The 17,857-nt window shown below is 42.3% G+C and carries 20 protein-coding genes and 2 other annotated features; of the genes, 19 read left to right on the top strand and 1 reads right to left on the bottom strand.

Annotated features, from left to right (window positions below; genetic code table 11):
- Positions 1-33 precede the first annotated feature (33 nt).
- Positions 34-222, bottom strand: coding sequence for a hypothetical protein (locus MHI16_RS12700; RefSeq protein WP_003216497.1), 189 nt, complete (start codon positions 220-222; stop codon positions 34-36).
- Positions 223-390: 168 nt separating this feature from the next.
- Positions 391-620, top strand: a binding site (T-box leader).
- Between the two features lie 59 nt (positions 621-679).
- Between MHI16_RS12700 and MHI16_RS12695 the strand changes: the two genes are divergently transcribed.
- The 19 genes from MHI16_RS12695 (at position 680) to MHI16_RS12605 (ending at position 17,845) form a co-directional block, all read left to right on the top strand.
- Positions 680-3,322: a valine--tRNA ligase gene (locus MHI16_RS12695; RefSeq protein ID WP_058014532.1), complete on the top strand. Its 2,643-nt coding sequence runs from the start codon at positions 680-682 to the stop codon at positions 3,320-3,322.
- A 65-nt stretch (positions 3,323-3,387) separates the two neighbouring features.
- A complete protein-coding gene (locus MHI16_RS12690) occupies positions 3,388-4,692 on the top strand; it encodes a folylpolyglutamate synthase/dihydrofolate synthase family protein (RefSeq protein ID WP_058014533.1) in 1,305 nt (434 codons plus the stop codon).
- Between the two features lie 147 nt (positions 4,693-4,839).
- On the top strand, positions 4,840-5,559 hold the full coding sequence (locus tag MHI16_RS12685) for an A24 family peptidase (protein WP_058014534.1): 720 nt from the start codon (positions 4,840-4,842) through the stop codon (positions 5,557-5,559).
- A gap of 168 nt (positions 5,560-5,727) precedes the next feature.
- Positions 5,728-6,747, top strand: a complete 1,020-nt coding sequence (locus MHI16_RS12680) for an SPOR domain-containing protein (protein ID WP_268466289.1) — start codon at positions 5,728-5,730, stop codon at positions 6,745-6,747.
- 177 nt (positions 6,748-6,924) lie between these two features.
- Positions 6,925-7,494: a Maf family protein gene (locus MHI16_RS12675; RefSeq protein WP_268466286.1), complete on the top strand. Its 570-nt coding sequence runs from the start codon at positions 6,925-6,927 to the stop codon at positions 7,492-7,494.
- 48 nt (positions 7,495-7,542) lie between these two features.
- Positions 7,543-8,217 carry a DNA repair protein RadC gene (gene radC / locus MHI16_RS12670; RefSeq protein ID WP_034662037.1) on the top strand — a complete coding sequence of 225 codons (675 nt, stop codon included), beginning with the start codon at positions 7,543-7,545 and terminating at the stop codon, positions 8,215-8,217.
- Between the two features lie 90 nt (positions 8,218-8,307).
- Positions 8,308-9,327, top strand: a complete 1,020-nt coding sequence (locus MHI16_RS12665) for a rod shape-determining protein (RefSeq protein WP_012010766.1) — start codon at positions 8,308-8,310, stop codon at positions 9,325-9,327.
- A gap of 27 nt (positions 9,328-9,354) precedes the next feature.
- Entirely contained in the window at positions 9,355-10,254 is a 900-nt protein-coding gene (gene mreC / locus MHI16_RS12660) for a rod shape-determining protein MreC (RefSeq protein ID WP_058014537.1), read from the top strand.
- Complete coding sequence (gene mreD / locus MHI16_RS12655; RefSeq protein WP_034661648.1) at positions 10,251-10,769, top strand: rod shape-determining protein MreD; 519 nt, start codon at positions 10,251-10,253, stop codon at positions 10,767-10,769. Before mreC ends, mreD begins: the two co-directional genes overlap by 4 nt.
- A 54-nt stretch (positions 10,770-10,823) precedes the next feature.
- A complete protein-coding gene (gene minC / locus MHI16_RS12650) occupies positions 10,824-11,507 on the top strand; it encodes a septum site-determining protein MinC (RefSeq protein ID WP_034661644.1) in 684 nt (227 codons plus the stop codon).
- Between the two features lie 2 nt (positions 11,508-11,509).
- The gene (minD, locus tag MHI16_RS12645) at positions 11,510-12,313 is read left to right on the top strand and encodes a septum site-determining protein MinD (RefSeq protein ID WP_003216504.1); all 804 of its coding nucleotides are present in this window, start codon (positions 11,510-11,512) and stop codon (positions 12,311-12,313) included.
- Between the two features lie 112 nt (positions 12,314-12,425).
- The gene (locus tag MHI16_RS12640) at positions 12,426-13,217 is read left to right on the top strand and encodes a M23 family metallopeptidase (protein ID WP_061408822.1); all 792 of its coding nucleotides are present in this window, start codon (positions 12,426-12,428) and stop codon (positions 13,215-13,217) included.
- The gene (locus tag MHI16_RS12635) at positions 13,210-14,079 is read left to right on the top strand and encodes a M50 family metallopeptidase (protein WP_061408818.1); all 870 of its coding nucleotides are present in this window, start codon (positions 13,210-13,212) and stop codon (positions 14,077-14,079) included. Before MHI16_RS12640 ends, MHI16_RS12635 begins: the two co-directional genes overlap by 8 nt.
- Before the next feature lie 66 nt (positions 14,080-14,145).
- Positions 14,146-14,218 (top strand) — a sequence feature (ribosomal protein L21 leader region).
- Between the two features lie 12 nt (positions 14,219-14,230).
- A complete protein-coding gene (gene rplU / locus MHI16_RS12630; RefSeq protein ID WP_003216781.1) occupies positions 14,231-14,539 on the top strand; it encodes a 50S ribosomal protein L21 in 309 nt (102 codons plus the stop codon).
- A gap of 14 nt (positions 14,540-14,553) precedes the next feature.
- Complete coding sequence (locus tag MHI16_RS12625) at positions 14,554-14,892, top strand: ribosomal-processing cysteine protease Prp (RefSeq protein WP_003216478.1); 339 nt, start codon at positions 14,554-14,556, stop codon at positions 14,890-14,892.
- Positions 14,893-14,904: 12 nt separating this feature from the next.
- Positions 14,905-15,189 carry a 50S ribosomal protein L27 gene (gene rpmA, locus MHI16_RS12620; RefSeq protein ID WP_003216586.1) on the top strand — a complete coding sequence of 95 codons (285 nt, stop codon included), beginning with the start codon at positions 14,905-14,907 and terminating at the stop codon, positions 15,187-15,189.
- Between the two features lie 255 nt (positions 15,190-15,444).
- A complete protein-coding gene (locus MHI16_RS12615; protein WP_058014541.1) occupies positions 15,445-16,029 on the top strand; it encodes a sporulation initiation phosphotransferase B in 585 nt (194 codons plus the stop codon).
- Positions 16,030-16,059: 30 nt separating this feature from the next.
- Positions 16,060-17,346, top strand: a complete 1,287-nt coding sequence (gene obgE / locus MHI16_RS12610; protein WP_012010757.1) for a GTPase ObgE — start codon at positions 16,060-16,062, stop codon at positions 17,344-17,346.
- Between the two features lie 55 nt (positions 17,347-17,401).
- Positions 17,402-17,845, top strand: a complete 444-nt coding sequence (locus MHI16_RS12605) for an ACT domain-containing protein (protein WP_003216269.1) — start codon at positions 17,402-17,404, stop codon at positions 17,843-17,845.
- The last annotated feature ends 12 nt before the right edge of the window (positions 17,846-17,857 follow it).

The following is a 17,857-nucleotide window of genomic DNA, read 5'->3' as shown; positions in this document are numbered from 1 at the left end:
TGTTCATATTGGCTGGTACATAAGCGCGAGTGTTTAAAACCAATCAAGGTGAAAGGCGCAGGCGAGAAAAATGAGAATACCTAAGATGAGGACGTCAAATGTTGTGGGGAAAATGATCGTACGAAACCCTTGAAATATCGCAATCGGGAGAACGACCTGGGAGGCCACTGCCCGAATTTGTCTCAGCCAGGGGGGAAGTGTGTAAGGATTGATCTTTTTCAAAGCAAACGCCCTCCTTCTTCATTTTGTTATTATCATATGGGCAAAGAGGCAAAGGGTGCTTGCCTAATTTGTATAAAGAAGAAGAAAAGCGGAAAAGATGATTGACGAAAACAAAAGGCATTTAGTAATATAAATAAAAGATGAGTATGTGCTGATGAACGTGATATATCGTAAGCATGGATCAGGAAGAGTACGAGCAAGACCCTAAAGAGAGGGAGACCATGTGCTGAAAGGTTTCCTAGGATGTACTTGTTTGGAAGGTCGCCTGTGAGCTTAATTTCTTGAATGAACAAGTAGAGAAATTCGGGAGAACCCCGTTATCCTTTAGAGTGTATGGGACACGTCTATGTGTTCCATGAAAAAAGGTGGTACCGCGAAAAAGCTTTTTCGTCCTTTTATAAGGATGAAAAGGCTTTTTTTATGTTTCATCAGCCGAAAAAATGTGGAGGTTACATAAATGGAAACAAATAATCAAGAAATGCCAACAAAGTACGACCCAAATGCGATAGAAAAAGACCGCTATACGTACTGGCTTGAAGGGAAATTCTTCGAAGCGCAAAATGACAAAACGAAAGATCCATATACAGTCGTCATTCCTCCACCAAACGTGACAGGAAAACTGCACCTTGGGCATGCATGGGATTCGACCCTTCAAGACATCGTGACACGTATGAAACGGATGCAGGGCTATGACGTTCTATGGCTTCCAGGAATGGATCATGCCGGTATTGCGACGCAAGCAAAGGTCGAGGCAAAGCTTCGCGAAGAAGGCGTAAGCCGTTATGACCTTGGCCGGGAGAAATTTGTGGAAGAAACGTGGAAATGGAAAGAAGAATATGCGGACTTTATTCGCAGCCAGTGGGCGAAAATGGGACTTGGTCTTGATTACTCGCGTGAACGTTTTACATTAGATGAGGGTCTGAATAAAGCGGTACGCCAAGTGTTTGTCCAGTTGTATGAAAAAGGGCTGATCTATCGCGGAGAGTATATCATTAACTGGGACCCAGCGACGAAAACGGCACTTTCTGATATTGAAGTCATTTATAAAGATGTTCAAGGCGCGTTTTATCACTTAAGATACCCACTTTCAGATGGCACGGGTTCAATTGAAATTGCGACGACAAGACCTGAAACAATGCTCGGAGATACAGCCGTTGCTGTGCATCCTGATGACGAACGTTATCAGCATTTGATTGGAAAAACAGTGGTCTTGCCAATTACAGGACGCGAGATTCCAATCGTTGCTGATGACTATGTCGATATGGAGTTTGGTTCAGGAGCTGTGAAAATTACACCTGCTCATGACCCGAATGACTTTGAGCTTGGAAACCGCCATAACTTAGAGCGTATTCTTGTCATGAATGAAGATGGCACAATGAATGCAAATGCACTGCAATACAAAGGAATGGACCGCTTTGAATGCCGTAAACAGCTTGTTAAAGACTTGCAAGAAGAGAGGATTTTATTCAAAATTGAGGACCATATGCATTCAGTTGGTCATAGTGAGCGAAGCGGAGCTGTCGTTGAACCTTATTTATCAACACAATGGTTTGTAAAAATGCAGCCGCTGGCAGACGAAGCCATCAACCTTCAAAATGGAGATGACCAAGTTCAATTTGTTCCAGACCGCTTTGAAAAGACGTATTTACACTGGATGGAAAATATCCGTGACTGGTGTATTTCTCGTCAGCTATGGTGGGGACACCGCATTCCAGCTTGGTATCATAAAGAGACGAAAGAAGTATATGTTGGACTGGAAGCACCAAAAGATTTAGAGAACTGGGAACAGGATAACGATGTGCTTGATACATGGTTTAGTTCAGCGCTTTGGCCTTTCTCTACAATGGGCTGGCCGGATGCAGATAGTGAAGACTTCAAGCGCTACTATCCAACAAACCTGCTTGTTACAGGCTATGACATCATTTTCTTCTGGGTCTCTCGCATGATCTTCCAAGGTCTTGAATTCACTGGAGAAAAACCGTTCAAAGATGTTCTTATTCATGGGCTGATCCGTGACGAGCAAGGACGTAAAATGAGTAAGTCGCTAGGAAACGGAATTGATCCAATGGAGGTCATCGACAAGTACGGTGCAGATTCATTAAGATATTTCTTAGCAACTGGAAGCTCACCAGGTCAGGATCTTCGCTTTAGCTTTGAAAAGGTTGAATCCACTTGGAACTTTGCGAACAAAATTTGGAACGCATCGCGTTTTGCTTTAATGAACATGGATGGCTTAACGTATGATGAGCTTGATTTGACTGGAGAAAAATCAGTGGCTGACCAATGGATTTTAACCCGCTTAAATGAAACGATTGAAAGTGTTACACAGCTAGCTGACAAGTATGAATTTGGTGAAGTGGGCAGACATTTATACAACTTCATTTGGGATGACTTCTGTGATTGGTACATTGAGATGGCGAAGCTTCCGCTTTATGGAGAAGATGAAGCAGCGAAGAAAACGACTCGTTCCATCCTTGCGTACGTATTAGATCAGACGATGAGACTTCTTCATCCGTTCATGCCATTCTTAACAGAAGAAATCTGGCAGCATCTTCCGCACGAAGGTGAATCGATTACTGTAGCGGCTTGGCCTGAGGTGAAACCGGAGCTTTCAAACGAACAAGCGTCTGCTGATATGAAACTGCTTGTGGAGCTCATCCGTTCTGTTCGTAACATCCGCAGTGAAGTGAATACGCCAATGAGCAAACAGGTAGAGCTTTACATTAAAGCCTCTACATCTGATGTGCAGGAACGCTTAGAGAAAAACCGTTCATATATCGAGCGCTTTACGAACCCAAGTGTACTTGAAATTGGCACAGACGTCCCAGCTAGTGATAAAGCGATGACGGCTGTTATTTCTGGAGCAGAGCTCATTCTGCCGCTTGAAGGCTTGATCAACTTAGATGAGGAAATCGCTCGTCTGCAAAAAGAACTGGATAAGCTGACAAAAGAAGTTGAGCGCGTCCAGAAAAAGCTAGGCAACGAAGGCTTTATGAAAAAAGCACCTGAAAGTGTCGTAGAAGAAGAGCGTGCGAAAGAACGTGACTATGTCGCAAAACGCGAAGCTGTTCAAAAGCGCATTGAAGAGCTGAAAGCATAAGGTTGAAAAGACGGCTCCTAACAAAATGGAGTCGTCTTTTTTGAAAATTTCGGATGAAATGAGAGATGACATTGTTTACAACCTATCATGAAGCCATTGAGTGGATTCACAGTAGATTGGCCTTTGGTGTAAAACCTGGTCTTGAAAGAATGAAGTGGCTGATGAACAAACTAAGCCATCCGGAACAACGCATAAAAGCAGTACATGTTGCAGGTACAAACGGAAAAGGTTCAACGATTGCGTTTACTCGTTCCGTTTTACAGGCAGCAGGCTATTCAGTCGGCACCTTCACCTCCCCGTTTATTTTAACTTTCAATGAACGAATCAGCGTGAATGGAGCACCTATACAGGATGAAGAATGGCTGAGTTTGGTCAATAAAATCAAGCCTTTTGTTGATGAGTTAGATCAAACAGAGCTTGGTGCAGCAACAGAGTTTGAAATCATTACCGCATGTGCATTTACTTATTTTGCCGATGTGCAGCAAGTAGACTTTGTCCTACTAGAGACAGGCCTTGGCGGAAGACTTGATTCAACAAATGTTGCCGTCCCTATCTTAACAGCGATTACGTCGATCGGTCATGATCATATGGCGATTTTAGGTGACACACTTGAACAAATTGCATCTGAAAAAGCGGGCATTATCAAAGAGGGTATTCCGATGATTACTGCTGTTCATCAACCGGAAGCACTTGCGGTCATTCAAAACATCGCAAAAGAAAAGAAGGCGGAATGTATTTCATTACAGGATATTTGTACCTTCAGTCATCAGCAGCCAACAGAAACAGGCGAACAGTTTACGTTAAGCACACCAAAAAGGCAGTATCCGCAGCTTGAAACAGGGTTAATCGGAACGCATCAACGGCAAAATGCTTCCCTTGCTGTTCTACTCATTGAATGGCTGGAGCAAGAAGGTTATATTAGCGTGGCAAAAGAGCAGATATATGAAGGTATTCGGTATGCAGTTTGGGCTGGAAGATTTGAAAAGGTTAAAGATCATCCACCAGTTTATTTAGACGGCGCTCATAATGAAGAAGGGATCGACCGTTTAATTGAAACGGTACAAGCTCATTTTTCTAGTAAACAAGTGCATGTCTGTTTTAGTGCTTTAAAAGATAAGCCGTACAAGCAAATGATTCAAAAACTTGAAGCCGTTAGTTCCTCTATCCATTTTGTTTCATTTGATTTTCCAAGAGCTGAATCAGCGGAAAAGCTTTATGCGTGCAGTCAGTTAGAGGCAAAATCGTATGACGATGACCCTCGTGCAGTGCTTGAGTTCATTCAGAAAAAAAGTGATGATCCTTTAGCGGTGATCCTTGTGACAGGCTCCCTTTATTTTATTTCAGATATACGAAATCGTATGATCGGGTAACGAAAAGACGCAAATGGCTTTGATGCCCCCTGCGTCTTTTTCTTTTTATATGTAAAAGAGGGGGAAAATCATATTTTCATTATATGCTGTAGTGGATAGGGTCATGGTAAAATCCGGTCTATCTTATTCCCGGAAGGAGTTCCACATATGATTGAGATTTTTTTGTTTCTTGCAGGTATCACGATGGGTTCGTTCTTTCATCTCGTAGGCGAAAGGCTGCCGGTGAAGCGGTCTATTCTCTTCCCACGTTCTCACTGCACAGCCTGTAAACAGCCGCTATCCCTGCACGACATGATCCCGCTCGTTTCTTATGCTGTATGGAAGGGATCTTGTAAACATTGCGGCATTCGTCTATCTTGGCTATACCCAATGGTTGAACTGCTGTCAGGCGGTCTTTTTTTATTTGTTTATAGCATCACAGGTTTTTCGTTTGAAGGTCTTTTTCTTGTGATTCTTTGTAGTTTATTCGTGATTGCTGTCGTGAGTGATCTTCTCTATATGAGGGTGCCGAACGAGCTGTTTCTCTTCTTTTTCCCTCTTTTCGTCATATACCGCACGCTGGAACCGCTTCTGATCTGGTGGGAAGGGGCGGCTTCTCTCATTTTTTGCATTCTTTTGTTTTCTAGTCTAGATTATTTTAAGCCAAATAGTATGGGCGGAGCTGATATGAAGCTGTTCAGTGTGCTTGCGTTTTGCTTTGGCTTCAAGCCGTTCCTTCTCATGCTTTTTCTCTCATGTATTGCTGGAATGGTTTATGCAAAGGTCTTTTCCTTTCGATTAAACGAGCCATTCCCTTTTGTTCCTTCGATCGCTTTTTCATTTCTGATGTATCTCTGTGGTGCCCCTGTCTTGTTTCTATTTGGCTAGTCGAAGGGGTGAAAAAATTGGCGAACACTTTTTTGCCCTGCCGACAAAAGTCTTGTTCTTTTTTTTTCCTGCTATGTTAAAGTGTGAAACAGAAAGAAGGACGGGTTAAATTCGCACTGATTCATTGGACAGAAAGGTCTTTCTTACAAACATGTCAGAAAGCGGGGAATGACAGTGAAAAAGAGGCAGGCAAAAAAACAAGGGCTAAAGGTCAATATTAATGGCAAGGAAGAAATCGTACATGAAGATGATCATCAGCCGCCAAAACAGCAAGAAGATCAAGTGACGTTTTCGAATTGGGAAGAAAAGAGACATTCGGAACAGGAGACAGCAGCTTCTCAGGAAGATTCGTCTAAACCGAAAGAAGAAGATTTCCAGTGGGATGATGCTGCTGATCATATTTATCATTCTGATCCAAAAGTCGTCACACCTTATCAAAAGAAAAAAAGCTCCTTTGATCAGAAGTTCGGTAAAAATCGCGGTCCCTTTAAGAGAGTGATGACAACGATTGTGTTTGCGGTCGTTCTTGGGACAGGCCTTGGGGTGTTTGCGCTTAGTTTAAGTCAAGATGGTACATCAAATCCTTCAGGTGGAGATATCAGTGTCTCGGCATCTGGTTCTGGAAATCAATCATCGATGAAAGCCGGCGGGGATGAGCCGAATGCAGGTACTACAGATGAATCAAAAGAGAACAAAGATGAAAAAAGTACCTCTGGCAGTTTATCAACCTTTGTTGTACAGGCTGGGAAATTCTCTTCTGAAAAAGGAGCAGATGACTTAGTTGGCAGTTTAAAGGATGCAGGGTATGCAGGGAAAAAGGTTTCCATGGATGATGGATATTATGTCATTGCCGGGCTTGCGACAGAGCAGGGGATGACAAGCGCTGTAGGGAAAAAATTGATTGATCAGCACTTTGAGGCATGGGGAGGAAAGGAGCTCTCATTTCAAGTACCAGATGAGCTGACTAGTTTAATAGAAAAGGCATCTGTACTATCATCCAAAGTGATTGCAGGCGATGAAGTAGATCAAAAAGAAGTCACGCAGCTAATTTCTGAGCTTGAAAGTGCCAAAACAGAGGACGCACCGGCTAAAAGCGGTTTGCTGAAAGCTGTGCAGCTATTAAATGACCCAACTGCTGAAAACGGCTGGAAATCTCAGCAGGCATTGCTTGATCAATTAAATACGTAAAATCATTTTTTAAGAAACGAAACTAGTCAAAAAATGACTAGTTTTTTTCTTTTGCATCCAACATAATGATGAAGGTACATGAAAAATGAATTTTCGTAAATTGTCGGTAAGATGTACATTTGCTAGGATGAATGGGTATCTTACTTCTTAGGCTAAACCCTGAAAGGATGAACAAACATGAACCAATTGATTCTCGCATCGCAATCACCTAGAAGAAAAGAATTGCTTGATCTAGCAGGGTTTTCTTATGACATTCAAGCAAGTCATTTAAAAGAAGAAATAATTCGAAACCTTTCCCCTGCTGAGAACGTCCAATGGTTGGCAGAACAAAAAGCAAATGATATTCAAAGATTAAATCCCAAAGCTGTGGTCATTGGTGCAGATACAATTGTTGCAATTCACGGCAAATGTCTTGGGAAACCAAAAGACAAGAAAGAAGCGGCTTTTATGCTTCAATTATTATCAGGAAAGACACATCAAGTCTTGACGGGTGTCACGGTTCAGTCAGAGAATAGAAAAGAAACATTTTATGAACAGACAGAAGTGACATTTTGGACGCTGACTCAAAATGAAATAGACCGCTATATCGATACGGGCGAACCCCTTGATAAAGCGGGAAGCTATGGCATTCAAGGGAAAGGCGCACTGTTTGTTCAAAAAATAGATGGTGATTATTTTTCCGTTGTCGGTCTACCTATTGCGAAAACAGTCAGAGTGCTTGAAACCTTTGGAATCACCCCTTTTTGAAGACAGGAAGGAATTCTAAAAGGAGTGGTCATCCTGAACGATTTCCCTATGCTGCTAAAGCATTTCCCTCATGATGAAAAACCGAGAGAACGATTTATCAAATACGGGCCCAGCAGTTTGTCAAATCATGAACTTGTTGCGATCCTTCTAAGAACTGGCACGAAAAAAGAATCAGTTCTCCAAATTTCCGCAAGACTTTTGCAAACATTTGGCGGTCTTCGCTCTGTAAAAGAAGCCTCAATTGAAGAAATGTCGAAGATTCGAGGAGTTGGAAAGGCGAAGGCGATTTCTCTTTTAGCTGCTTTAGAACTCGGCACTAGATTACACCATCAAACGACGGATAACCGCTATGTGATCCGCACACCAGAAGACGGAGCGAACTTTGTGATGGAAGATATGAGGTTTTTGACACAGGAAAATTTCGTTTGTCTTTATCTTAATACAAAAAATCAAGTTCTTCATAAACATACCGTGTTTATTGGAAGCCTGAATTCATCGATCGTTCACCCGCGTGAAATTTTCAAAGAGGCCTTTAAACGTTCGGCCGCTTCATTTATATGTGTGCACAACCATCCATCTGGAGATCCGACGCCCAGCAGGGAAGATATTGAAGTGACACAGCGACTTTTTGAATGTGGAAAGCTGATTGGAATACAGCTGCTTGATCATCTAGTCATAGGTGATCAAAAATTTGTGAGTTTGAAGGAAAAAGGGTATTTGTAACACTTTTTTTTTCAATGTTTTACGATATAATAGAGTTTATGAGTTTTTCCCTAAAGGGAATTTTGGTTTAAGAAAGGAAGATACATACATATGTTTGGAATTGGTACAAAAGACCTTGGAATAGATCTTGGAACAGCGAATACGCTTGTTTTTATTAAAGGAAAAGGCATTGTTGTAAGAGAACCTTCGGTCGTAGCCTTGGAAACTGATACGAAGTCTATAGTGGCAGTCGGAAATGATGCTAGAAATATGATTGGTCGTACACCTGGTAATGTTGTGGCACTACGCCCGATGAAAGACGGAGTCATTGCAGATTACGAGACGACAGCAACAATGATGAAATATTACATTAATCAAGCATTAAAAGGCAAAGGGCTTTTTGCTCGTAAACCTTACGTGATGGTATGTGTACCTTCTGGTATTACAGCTGTAGAAGAGCGTGCAGTCATTGATGCAACAAGACAAGCTGGTGCACGTGACGCATACCCGATTGAAGAGCCTTTTGCTGCGGCGATCGGTGCTAACCTGCCTGTATGGGAGCCAACAGGAAGTATGGTTGTAGACATTGGCGGGGGTACAACAGAGGTAGCCATTATTTCTCTTGGTGGCATTGTGACATCACAATCAATCCGCGTGGCAGGAGATGAAATGGATGATGCGATCAGCAGCTACATCCGTAAAACGTATAACCTCATGATCGGTGATCGTACGTCAGAAGCGATTAAAATGGAAATCGGTTCTGCGCAGCCTGATGTACATGACGAAATGGATATTCGCGGCCGTGACCTTTTAACAGGTCTGCCAAAAACGATCTCGATTACAGCAGATGAGATTGCAAAAGCGCTTCGCGATACAGTGGAAACAATTGTTGATGCGGTGAAAATGACACTTGAAAAAACTCCGCCTGAGCTGGCAGCAGATATTATGGACCGCGGAATCGTTTTAACTGGCGGCGGTGCATTGCTTCGTAATCTTGACAAAGTCATTAGTGATGAAACGAAGATGCCAGTCATTATTGCGGAAGACCCGCTTGACTGTGTGGCAATCGGAACAGGCAAAGCACTAGAGCATATTCATTTGTTCAAAGGAAAATCAAAAGATAATCGATAATCGGGCGTAAATAAAGAGGTGTAAGACATGCCGCAGTTTTTTATGAATAAAAGATTAATGTTGCTCCTTGTCTGTGTCATCGTACTGGTGGCCATGATTGGTTTTTCAGTGAAAAGCGGCAGAGGTGCTTCATGGCCGGAAAAATTAGTGGGGGATACGACAGGCTTTTTTCAAGGTGTCTTTCATAAACCATCACAATTTATTGCCGGTATTTATGGAAATGTTCAAGATTTAAAGAACACATACGATGAAAACGAACGTCTTCGAAAAAAACTTGATGGACAAACCCAATATGAGGCGAAACTTCAAGAACTAGAAGATGAGAACAAAAAGCTTCGCAAGCAGCTCGGATATGTGAACTCTATTCGTGATTATACGCCAATTCTATCAACGGTTATCGCGAGAAACCCGTCCCTTTGGGATAGCTTTGTGATGATTGATAAAGGAAAAAAACAAGGCGTTGACAAAGATATGGCGGTCACAAATGAGAGTGGTGCGTTAATTGGGAAGATTGAAAGTGATAAGCTCAACAATTTTACTTCGACTGTAAGGTTGCTAAGCTCTACTGACCAAAATAATAGAATTTCAACGAAAATTTTTGCGAAAAAGGGCAAAGAAGAACTCAACGGAATTATTAACGGCTATGACAGTAAGAAAAAAATGCTGACAATGAATATTCTGAAATCTGATGCAGATGGAGATGTCAAAAAAGGAGATCTTGTTGAAACATCTGGAGCAGGGGGCGTATTCCCTCAAGGCTTGACGATTGGTAAGGTAAGTGAAATCGAGCCAGATCATTACGGCCTGACAAAAATCATTTATGTAGAACCAGCGGCTGAACTCAACAATTTAGACCGTGTGATTGTGGTGAATCGCAGCTCAAGTACGGGAGATGCATCTGAATTGACGAAGGAGGAAGGCTCGTGAGACGTGTCCTTCTTGCTTTCGTCATGTTGTTTATCTTCGTATTTGACAGTATTTTTGTCGATCTAGTGAAGCTCCCATTTGTTTCAGACAATCAAATTTTAGCTCCTCATTTCATCTTACTCGCACTTGTATTTATGACGGCTTTTGTGAATCAAAAATATGGTGTGATTTTCGGTTTTATCTTTGGACTTTTATATGATATTTCGTATACAGGCATACTTGGTGTTCATATGTTTGGCTTTGGAGCGCTTTGCTATTTGCTAGCGAAAGCCTTTAAAGTTTTGCAAACGAATATGTTAGTGGTCGTCTTTCTGTCGATTATTGCTGTTTCCGTGATGGAGTTTTATGTGTACGGCGTTCAAGCGACGATTCAACCAGGGATTATGCCGTTTAATACGTATGTCATCGAACGCTTTATTCCAACGATTCTTTTAAACACTGCTGCGTCTCTCATACTTGTTGTGCCGCTTAGGCTCTTTTTCATCAATATGAAACAAGGACTGATCGACGAATAAAAGCAGGAGTTTGTCCAATTACGGCGAAATGAGTATGTTGTTGAGGTGAGCATCTTGAAAACTCAAAAACAGCAATATGTGACGATAAAAGGTACAAAAAACGGATTAACATTACAGTTAAATGATGACTGTTCGTTTGATGACCTTCTTTCTGGCTTGCGAGAGGTTCTTTTACTTGAGCAATATACAGATGGAAGGGAAGGTCATAAGGTTAATGTGCATATTAAGCTTGGTTTTCGGTATTTAACAGAGGATCAGGAAATGCGTTTGACTGAAGCAGTCTCTGAAAATGAACATCTCGTCATTCACTCTATTGAAAGTGACGTCATGTCTACTGAAGAGGCGAGACGATTAAAAGCAGAGGCCGAAATTACCTCTGTAGCGAAAATTGTACGCTCTGGACAGGTACTGTATGTTGAAGGAGATCTCTTATTAATAGGAGATGTCAATCCTGGCGGAACGATTCGTGCAGGGGGAAATATTTTTGTGCTCGGCGCTTTAAAAGGTGTGGCACACGCTGGATGTAATGGGAATAAACAAGCTGTCATTGCGGCATCTCGTATGATTCCAACACAGCTTCGCATCGCACAAGTGTTTAACCGTGCACCAGATCAAAAAGAAGATGGAAATGAAATGGAATGTGCTTATTTAGATATAGATGGCAACATGATCATTGAACGCCTGCAGCAATTGGCTCATATAAGACCTAATCTGACAAGGCTTGAGGGAGGAATGTGAAATTGGGCGAGGCTATTGTGATTACCTCAGGAAAAGGCGGCGTTGGCAAAACAACAACATCTGCAAACTTAGGCACAGCACTAGCAATTCAAGGGAAAAAAGTGTGTCTAGTTGATACCGATATTGGCCTTCGGAATTTAGATGTCGTGATGGGGCTTGAGAACCGCATTATTTATGATCTAGTCGATGTAGTAGAAGGAAGATGTAAAATTCATCAAGCGCTTGTAAAAGATAAGCGTTTCGAGGATCTTTTATATCTTTTACCCGCTGCTCAAACAAGCGATAAAACGGCTGTAGAGCCAGAGCAGATCAAAGAATTAATTCAATCATTGAAACAAGACTTTGATTATGTCGTCATTGATTGCCCTGCTGGAATTGAGCAAGGCTTTAAAAATGCAGTATCTGGTGCAGATAAGGCAATTGTCGTGACGACGCCTGAGATCTCAGCTGTAAGAGATGCCGACCGTATCATCGGCTTGTTAGAACAAGAAGATATCGAACCACCTCGTTTGATCGTCAACCGTATTCGTACACACATGGCGAAAAGTGGCGATTCAATGGATGTGGATGAAGTTGTCCATCACTTATCGATTGATCTTCTTGGCATTGTTGCTGATGATGATGACGTGATTAAGGCTTCAAACAATGGGGAACCGATTGTCATGGATGCTAAAAATAAAGTCTCGATTGCGTATCGTAATATTGCCCGCCGCGTACTAGGCGAATCTGTTCCACTTCAATCATTTGAAGATGAAAACAAAGGAATGTTTGCTAAGCTGAAAGCATTTTTTGGTGTAAGAGCTTAATAAACAGTCAGGTAAGATGAGACCGATTCGATCAGAATCGGTCTTTTTGTTGCATATCAGATGAGGTCGCCACATAAAATGTACAAACTGTTTGTATGTAAAGGGTGATCTCATGAAAAGTGTGGACGAGTACCGAAAGAAAATCGCGCAGCGCCGCAAAACGAAGCAGTCAGCTGCTCCATCTAAGAAGACGACTTTCAAGAAAAAAGAGGATATCCCTCCATGGGTCATGCTGACAGAGGAAGAAAAGCATTCAGGGTCGTCTTCCTTTGAATCGTCGTCTCATCAGCCGAAGAAATATCAGCATCCGCTATTTAACCCCAATGCCTTTGTGCTGAAATGTTTATTATCTGCATCCCTTGTGTTGATTACAGCCATTTCGTTTAAAGGTCAGGCAGGGCCGTTTCAGCAGCTGAAGCCGATCATTACGCAGACCTTTGAGCAAGATTTTCAATTTGCTGCTGCTAATCGCTGGTTTGAGAAAACAGTTGGAAACCCCCTTGCCTTTTTAACGGGCAAAAAGGAAGACCAAAAAGATGTACAAGCGAATCAAGAACTGGCCGTACCTGCTTCTGGAAAAGTGCAGGAATCCTTTACGCAAAACGGAGCAGGTGTCAAAGTCGAAACATCGGCTGAAGCGATTGACAGCATGAAGGAAGGCTATGTAGTAGAAGTGAAAAAGAAAAGTGACACAGGTCTGACAGTGGTCGTGCAGCATGCAGATAACAGCTATAGCTGGTACGGTCAATTAAAGAAAGCCGATGTGGCCTTATACGATTTTGTCGATAAGGGTGAGAAAATTGGCCAGATCTCACTCGATGATCAAGGAAAGGGCACATATTACTTTGCCATTAAGCAGAATGAACAGTTTATCGACCCTATTCAGGTGATGACCTTTGAATAGATGGCTGGTCATGCTGACGAAAATTCACATTCATCCGCTGCTGTGGATTGTGATGGCGTTTGCGATTCTCTCTGGTCAAATCAAGCCGCTGCTTTGTCTGCTCATTATCGTCTTTGTCCATGAGCTTGGACATGCAGCGGCTGCTTGCTATTATCATTGGCGCATTCGGCGGATTTTTCTACTCCCGTTTGGCGGAGCGGTAGAAGTAGAAGAGCATGGGAACCGCCCGCTAAAGGAAGAGCTGGCGGTCATTTTATGCGGGCCGCTTCAGCATGTACCGCTCCAGCTTATGGCATGGTTTTTCATGGAAGCTTCTTTTATTTCACACGACATTTTTACGATGTTCACTTTTTATAATATGGCAATTTTCCTTGTGAATCTTTTGCCGATTTGGCCGCTAGATGGCGGAAAATTATTCTTTTTGCTCTTATCAGCATATTACCCTTTCCAACGAGCACATGCCCTTACCATAAAAGGCTCCCTTGTCTTTTTCAGTCTATTGACAGTCGGATTACTTTTGTTTGCGCCGCTTCAATTCAACGGCTGGGTGCTACTCACCTTTTTAGCCTATTCACTCGTGATGGAGCACCGGCAGCGGCATTATGTCAGGGTCCGCTTTTTACTAGAACGCTATTACGGTAAAAAAGAGCAAAAGGTAGAAAAGCTGATTCCGCTGAGAGCGAGCGCTGAGGAAAAAGTATATGAAGTCATGGCGCGATTCCAAAGAGGCTGTAAGCATCCGATTATTATTGAAAGAGATGGCGTGAAAATGAGCCAGCTTGACGAAAATGAACTGCTTCATGCATATTTTTCAGATCGAAGAACTACCTCCTCCATGGAAGAGCTTCTTTTGTCGTACTAGTGATGAAAATACGTTGACATTCTGCGTCTAATTTGATATATTTTTTAATGTTATGGATATGTAGCACCCGTGCTACAACCGCGCGAAGCAGGTGTAAAGAGCCTAAGGCCCCCTGTATTCGGCGAGTCTGAGTTTATTAGGAGGTGCAGAGATGTACGCAATTATCGAAACTGGTGGTAAACAAGTAAAAGTTGAAGAAGGTCAAACTGTTTATGTTGAAAAACTAGCTGCTGAAGCAGGTGAAACAGTAACTTTTGAAAACGTATTGTTTGTCGGCGGAGACACTGTCAAAGTGGGTAACCCTTCAGTTGCTGGAGCAACAGTAACGGCTAAAGTTGAAAAACAAGGTCGCGGTAAGAAAATTACTGTGTTCAAGTACAAACCGAAGAAAAACAACCACAAGAAACAAGGTCATCGTCAACCTTACACTAAAGTTGTTATCGAAAAAATCAACGCTTAAGGCGTGTGAGTGATATGATCAAAGCAACCATTACTCGGTCGGCAGCAGATGAAAGCATTACGTCTTTTCAGATGACTGGACATGCCGAGTTTGCTGAAAAAGGTCAGGATCTCGTTTGTGCAGGAGTATCTGCTGTTGTTTTCGGCTCAGTCAATTCAATTATTGCACTGACAGGATTGGACCCTCTGCTCGATATTGGTGAGGAAGGCGGCTATTTCTCTTTTGAATTGCCAGCTGATACAGATCCAGTATCCTTTGAAAAAGCCCAGTTGCTTTTAGAAGGCATGGTCGTTTCCTTAGAAACAATTGAACGAGATTATCACGATTATGTGAGAATATCTACAAAAAAATAGGAGGTGAACTTCATGCTTAGATTAGATCTTCAATTTTTCGCATCTAAAAAAGGGGTAGGTTCTACAAAGAACGGACGTGACTCTGAGTCTAAACGTTTAGGCGCTAAACGTGCTGATGGTCAATTCGTAACTGGTGGTTCTATCCTTTATCGTCAACGTGGAACGAAAATCTATCCAGGTGAAAACGTTGGACGCGGAGGCGACGACACTCTTTTCGCTAAAATCGACGGAACAGTTAAATTCGAACGTTTCGGTCGTGACCGTAAAAAAGTGAGCGTATATCCTGCGGCACAATAATTGCTAAAAACTCCGGTCATTGACTGGAGTTTTTTTCACTTTTTACAAGTAGTATCGAAGATGAAAAAGAAGATGCACTCCATCAATATCAAAGAACGTTTGCTGACTTTGCCTCATTTTCTCCTATAGATCAGAAAAAACAACCTTTCCTCACATAACTAGTGTTTTTCTATGCTGTCTTCTCTGTTATAATTCAGGGAGACATAGTGATGATAAGACTCCTAAAAGAGAGACCAAACGATTGGGAGTGCGATAATGGAAGAGATATCAAGTAAACAAAACGAAAAATTAACTCACGTTGCATTAACAAATGAATTGATCTATCTGCTCAGTCGTTCAAGACATGACTGGATGAATAAATTGCAGCTGATCAAGGGCAACTTGACATTAGAAAAATATGACCGTGTGTTTGAAATTATAGAAGAAATGGTCATTGAAGCACAGCATGAATCCAAACTCTCAAATTTAAAAATTCCCCAATTGGCCTATTACTTTCTAACATTTAATTGGGAGTCGCATTTTATCACCCTAGAATATGAAGTGCTTGGTGAAACCCGAGACTTATCAGCATATGAATCGCAGCTGCTATCGGTATCACAGGAGTTGTTTTCGATATTCGATCAATCAGTTTGCCAAAAAACTGAAAATCATTTAACGGTCACGTTCCAAACAGATCATGAAGAGAATGATGTGGTCTTATATTTTGATTTCAAAGGAAAATTAACAAGTTTGGATGCGTTAAATGCGTTTCATGACGCAAACTATCCATGTATGAGTGTAGTTCAATTTCATGTGACAAGTCATGAGTCGATGATTGAGCTTTGTTTGAGGCAAGAATGAGATATGTGATGCAGAGAAACGGAGGAAGTTATGTTTGTAGATCAGGTTAAAGTGTATGTTAAAGGCGGTGACGGCGGAAACGGTATGGTGGCGTTCCGTCGTGAAAAATATGTGCCAAAAGGCGGGCCGGCTGGCGGCGACGGTGGAAATGGCGCAGATGTGGTATTTGAAGTAGACGAAGGACTCAGAACATTGATGGACTTTCGTTATAAGCGTCATTTTAAGGCGGATCGCGGCGAGCACGGAATGAGTAAAAACCAGCATGGCCGAAATGCGGAAGAAATGATTGTCAAAGTTCCGCCCGGTACGGTTGTGACGGATGCAGAGACGGAACAAGTACTCGCTGACTTAACAGAGCATGGACAGCGGGCTGTCATTGCAAAAGGCGGACGTGGTGGACGTGGAAATTCACGTTTCGCAACACCGGCAAACCCTGCACCACAGCTTTCTGAAAATGGCGAGCCGGGTAAAGAACGTGACGTCATCTTAGAATTAAAAGTACTTGCAGATGTTGGACTTGTTGGTTTCCCAAGTGTTGGGAAGTCGACACTGCTTTCAATTGTCTCTTCAGCGAAGCCGAAAATTGCGGATTATCATTTTACAACGCTTGTGCCGAACCTAGGGGTTGTCGAAACAGATGATAATCGAAGCTTCGTCATGGCGGATCTGCCAGGACTGATCGAAGGCGCGCATGAAGGCGTTGGCTTAGGTCATCAATTTTTACGCCACATTGAGCGGACACGTGTCATTGTCCATGTCATTGATATGTCAGCACTTGAAGGACGTGACCCGTACGAAGATTATGTGACGATTAATGAAGAGCTTGAGCAGTACAATATGAGATTGACTGAGCGTCCACAAATCATTGTAGCGAACAAAATGGACATGCCAGATGCAGCTGACAATCTAGCGGCATTTAAAGAAAAATTAACGGATGACTATAAAGTGTTCCCAATTAGTGCGATTACAAGAGAAGGGCTTCGTGAGCTTTTATTTGAAATCGCTAATCAGCTTGAAACAACACCGGAATTCCCGCTTTATAATGAAGAGGAACTGTCTGATAACCGCGTGATGTACAGGTTTGATGAGGGAGATGCACCATTTGAGATCACAAGAGATCCTGACGGTACATTTGTCATAACGGGTAAAGCACTTGAGCGGCTGTTTAAGATGACAGATTTCTCAAGAGATGAGTCCGTGAAACGATTCTCTAGACAGCTGCGCGGAATGGGCGTTGATGATGCCTTGCGTGAGCGTGGTGCACAAGACGGTGACATCATTCGCCTGCTTGAATTTGAATTTGAATTTATTGATTGATCAGAAGGAGGGTCCAGTCCATGGGCTCTCCCGTTTTTAAAAGGGGAGAAAACAGGTGAAAGAAGAAACGTTCTATTTAGTAAGAGAGGATGTCCTTCCAGATGCGATGCGGAAAACGCTTGAAGTCAAAAAGCTTCTCGATCGCAAAAAAGCGGATTCAGTTGCCGATGCTGTTCAACAAGCGGATTTAAGCCGCAGTGCTTTTTATAAATACAGAGATGCTGTTTTTCCATTTTATACGATGGTGAAAGAGCAGATCATCACATTGTTTTTCCACCTTGAGGATCGGTCTGGGGCTCTGTCAAGACTGCTGCAAATTGTGGCTGACTCTGGCTGTAATGTGCTATCCATTCACCAAACGATTCCGCTACAAGGAAGAGCGAATGTCACCCTATCCATTAGCACGGCTGGTATGGCAGATGATATCAATACAGTCATGAATCAATTAAGAAAACTTGAATTTGTCGAAAAAGTTGAAATTCTAGGTTCTGGGGCATAAAAGGAGAGATCA

It is taken from the genome of Bacillus sp. FSL K6-0923 (assembly GCF_038630825.1).
Classification (GTDB): Bacteria; Bacillota; Bacilli; order Bacillales; family Bacillaceae; genus Bacillus; species Bacillus pumilus.
Note: the sequence above shows the minus strand (reverse complement) of the source record. Positions and strands in the feature narration are given on the sequence as shown.

What these genes read in the sequence shown, in the direction of transcription:
- MHI16_RS12685 (WP_058014534.1), top strand. Translation starts at nt 4,840, where the DNA reads ATGATTGAGATTTTTTTGTTTCTTGCAGGTATCACGATGGGTTCGTTC.
- radC (WP_034662037.1), top strand. Translation starts at nt 7,543, where the DNA reads ATGCTGCTAAAGCATTTCCCTCATGATGAAAAACCGAGAGAACGATTT.
- MHI16_RS12615 (WP_058014541.1), top strand. Translation starts at nt 15,445, where the DNA reads ATGGAAGAGATATCAAGTAAACAAAACGAAAAATTAACTCACGTTGCA.
- MHI16_RS12665 (WP_012010766.1), top strand. Translation starts at nt 8,308, where the DNA reads ATGTTTGGAATTGGTACAAAAGACCTTGGAATAGATCTTGGAACAGCG.
- obgE (WP_012010757.1), top strand. Translation starts at nt 16,060, where the DNA reads ATGTTTGTAGATCAGGTTAAAGTGTATGTTAAAGGCGGTGACGGCGGA.
- mreC (WP_058014537.1), top strand. Translation starts at nt 9,355, where the DNA reads ATGCCGCAGTTTTTTATGAATAAAAGATTAATGTTGCTCCTTGTCTGT.
- MHI16_RS12680 (WP_268466289.1), top strand. Translation starts at nt 5,728, where the DNA reads ATGACAGTGAAAAAGAGGCAGGCAAAAAAACAAGGGCTAAAGGTCAAT.
- MHI16_RS12675 (WP_268466286.1), top strand. Translation starts at nt 6,925, where the DNA reads ATGAACCAATTGATTCTCGCATCGCAATCACCTAGAAGAAAAGAATTG.
- rplU (WP_003216781.1), top strand. Translation starts at nt 14,231, where the DNA reads ATGTACGCAATTATCGAAACTGGTGGTAAACAAGTAAAAGTTGAAGAA.
- MHI16_RS12695 (WP_058014532.1), top strand. Translation starts at nt 680, where the DNA reads ATGGAAACAAATAATCAAGAAATGCCAACAAAGTACGACCCAAATGCG.
- MHI16_RS12640 (WP_061408822.1), top strand. Translation starts at nt 12,426, where the DNA reads ATGAAAAGTGTGGACGAGTACCGAAAGAAAATCGCGCAGCGCCGCAAA.
- MHI16_RS12690 (WP_058014533.1), top strand. Translation starts at nt 3,388, where the DNA reads ATGACATTGTTTACAACCTATCATGAAGCCATTGAGTGGATTCACAGT.
- rpmA (WP_003216586.1), top strand. Translation starts at nt 14,905, where the DNA reads ATGCTTAGATTAGATCTTCAATTTTTCGCATCTAAAAAAGGGGTAGGT.
- MHI16_RS12625 (WP_003216478.1), top strand. Translation starts at nt 14,554, where the DNA reads ATGATCAAAGCAACCATTACTCGGTCGGCAGCAGATGAAAGCATTACG.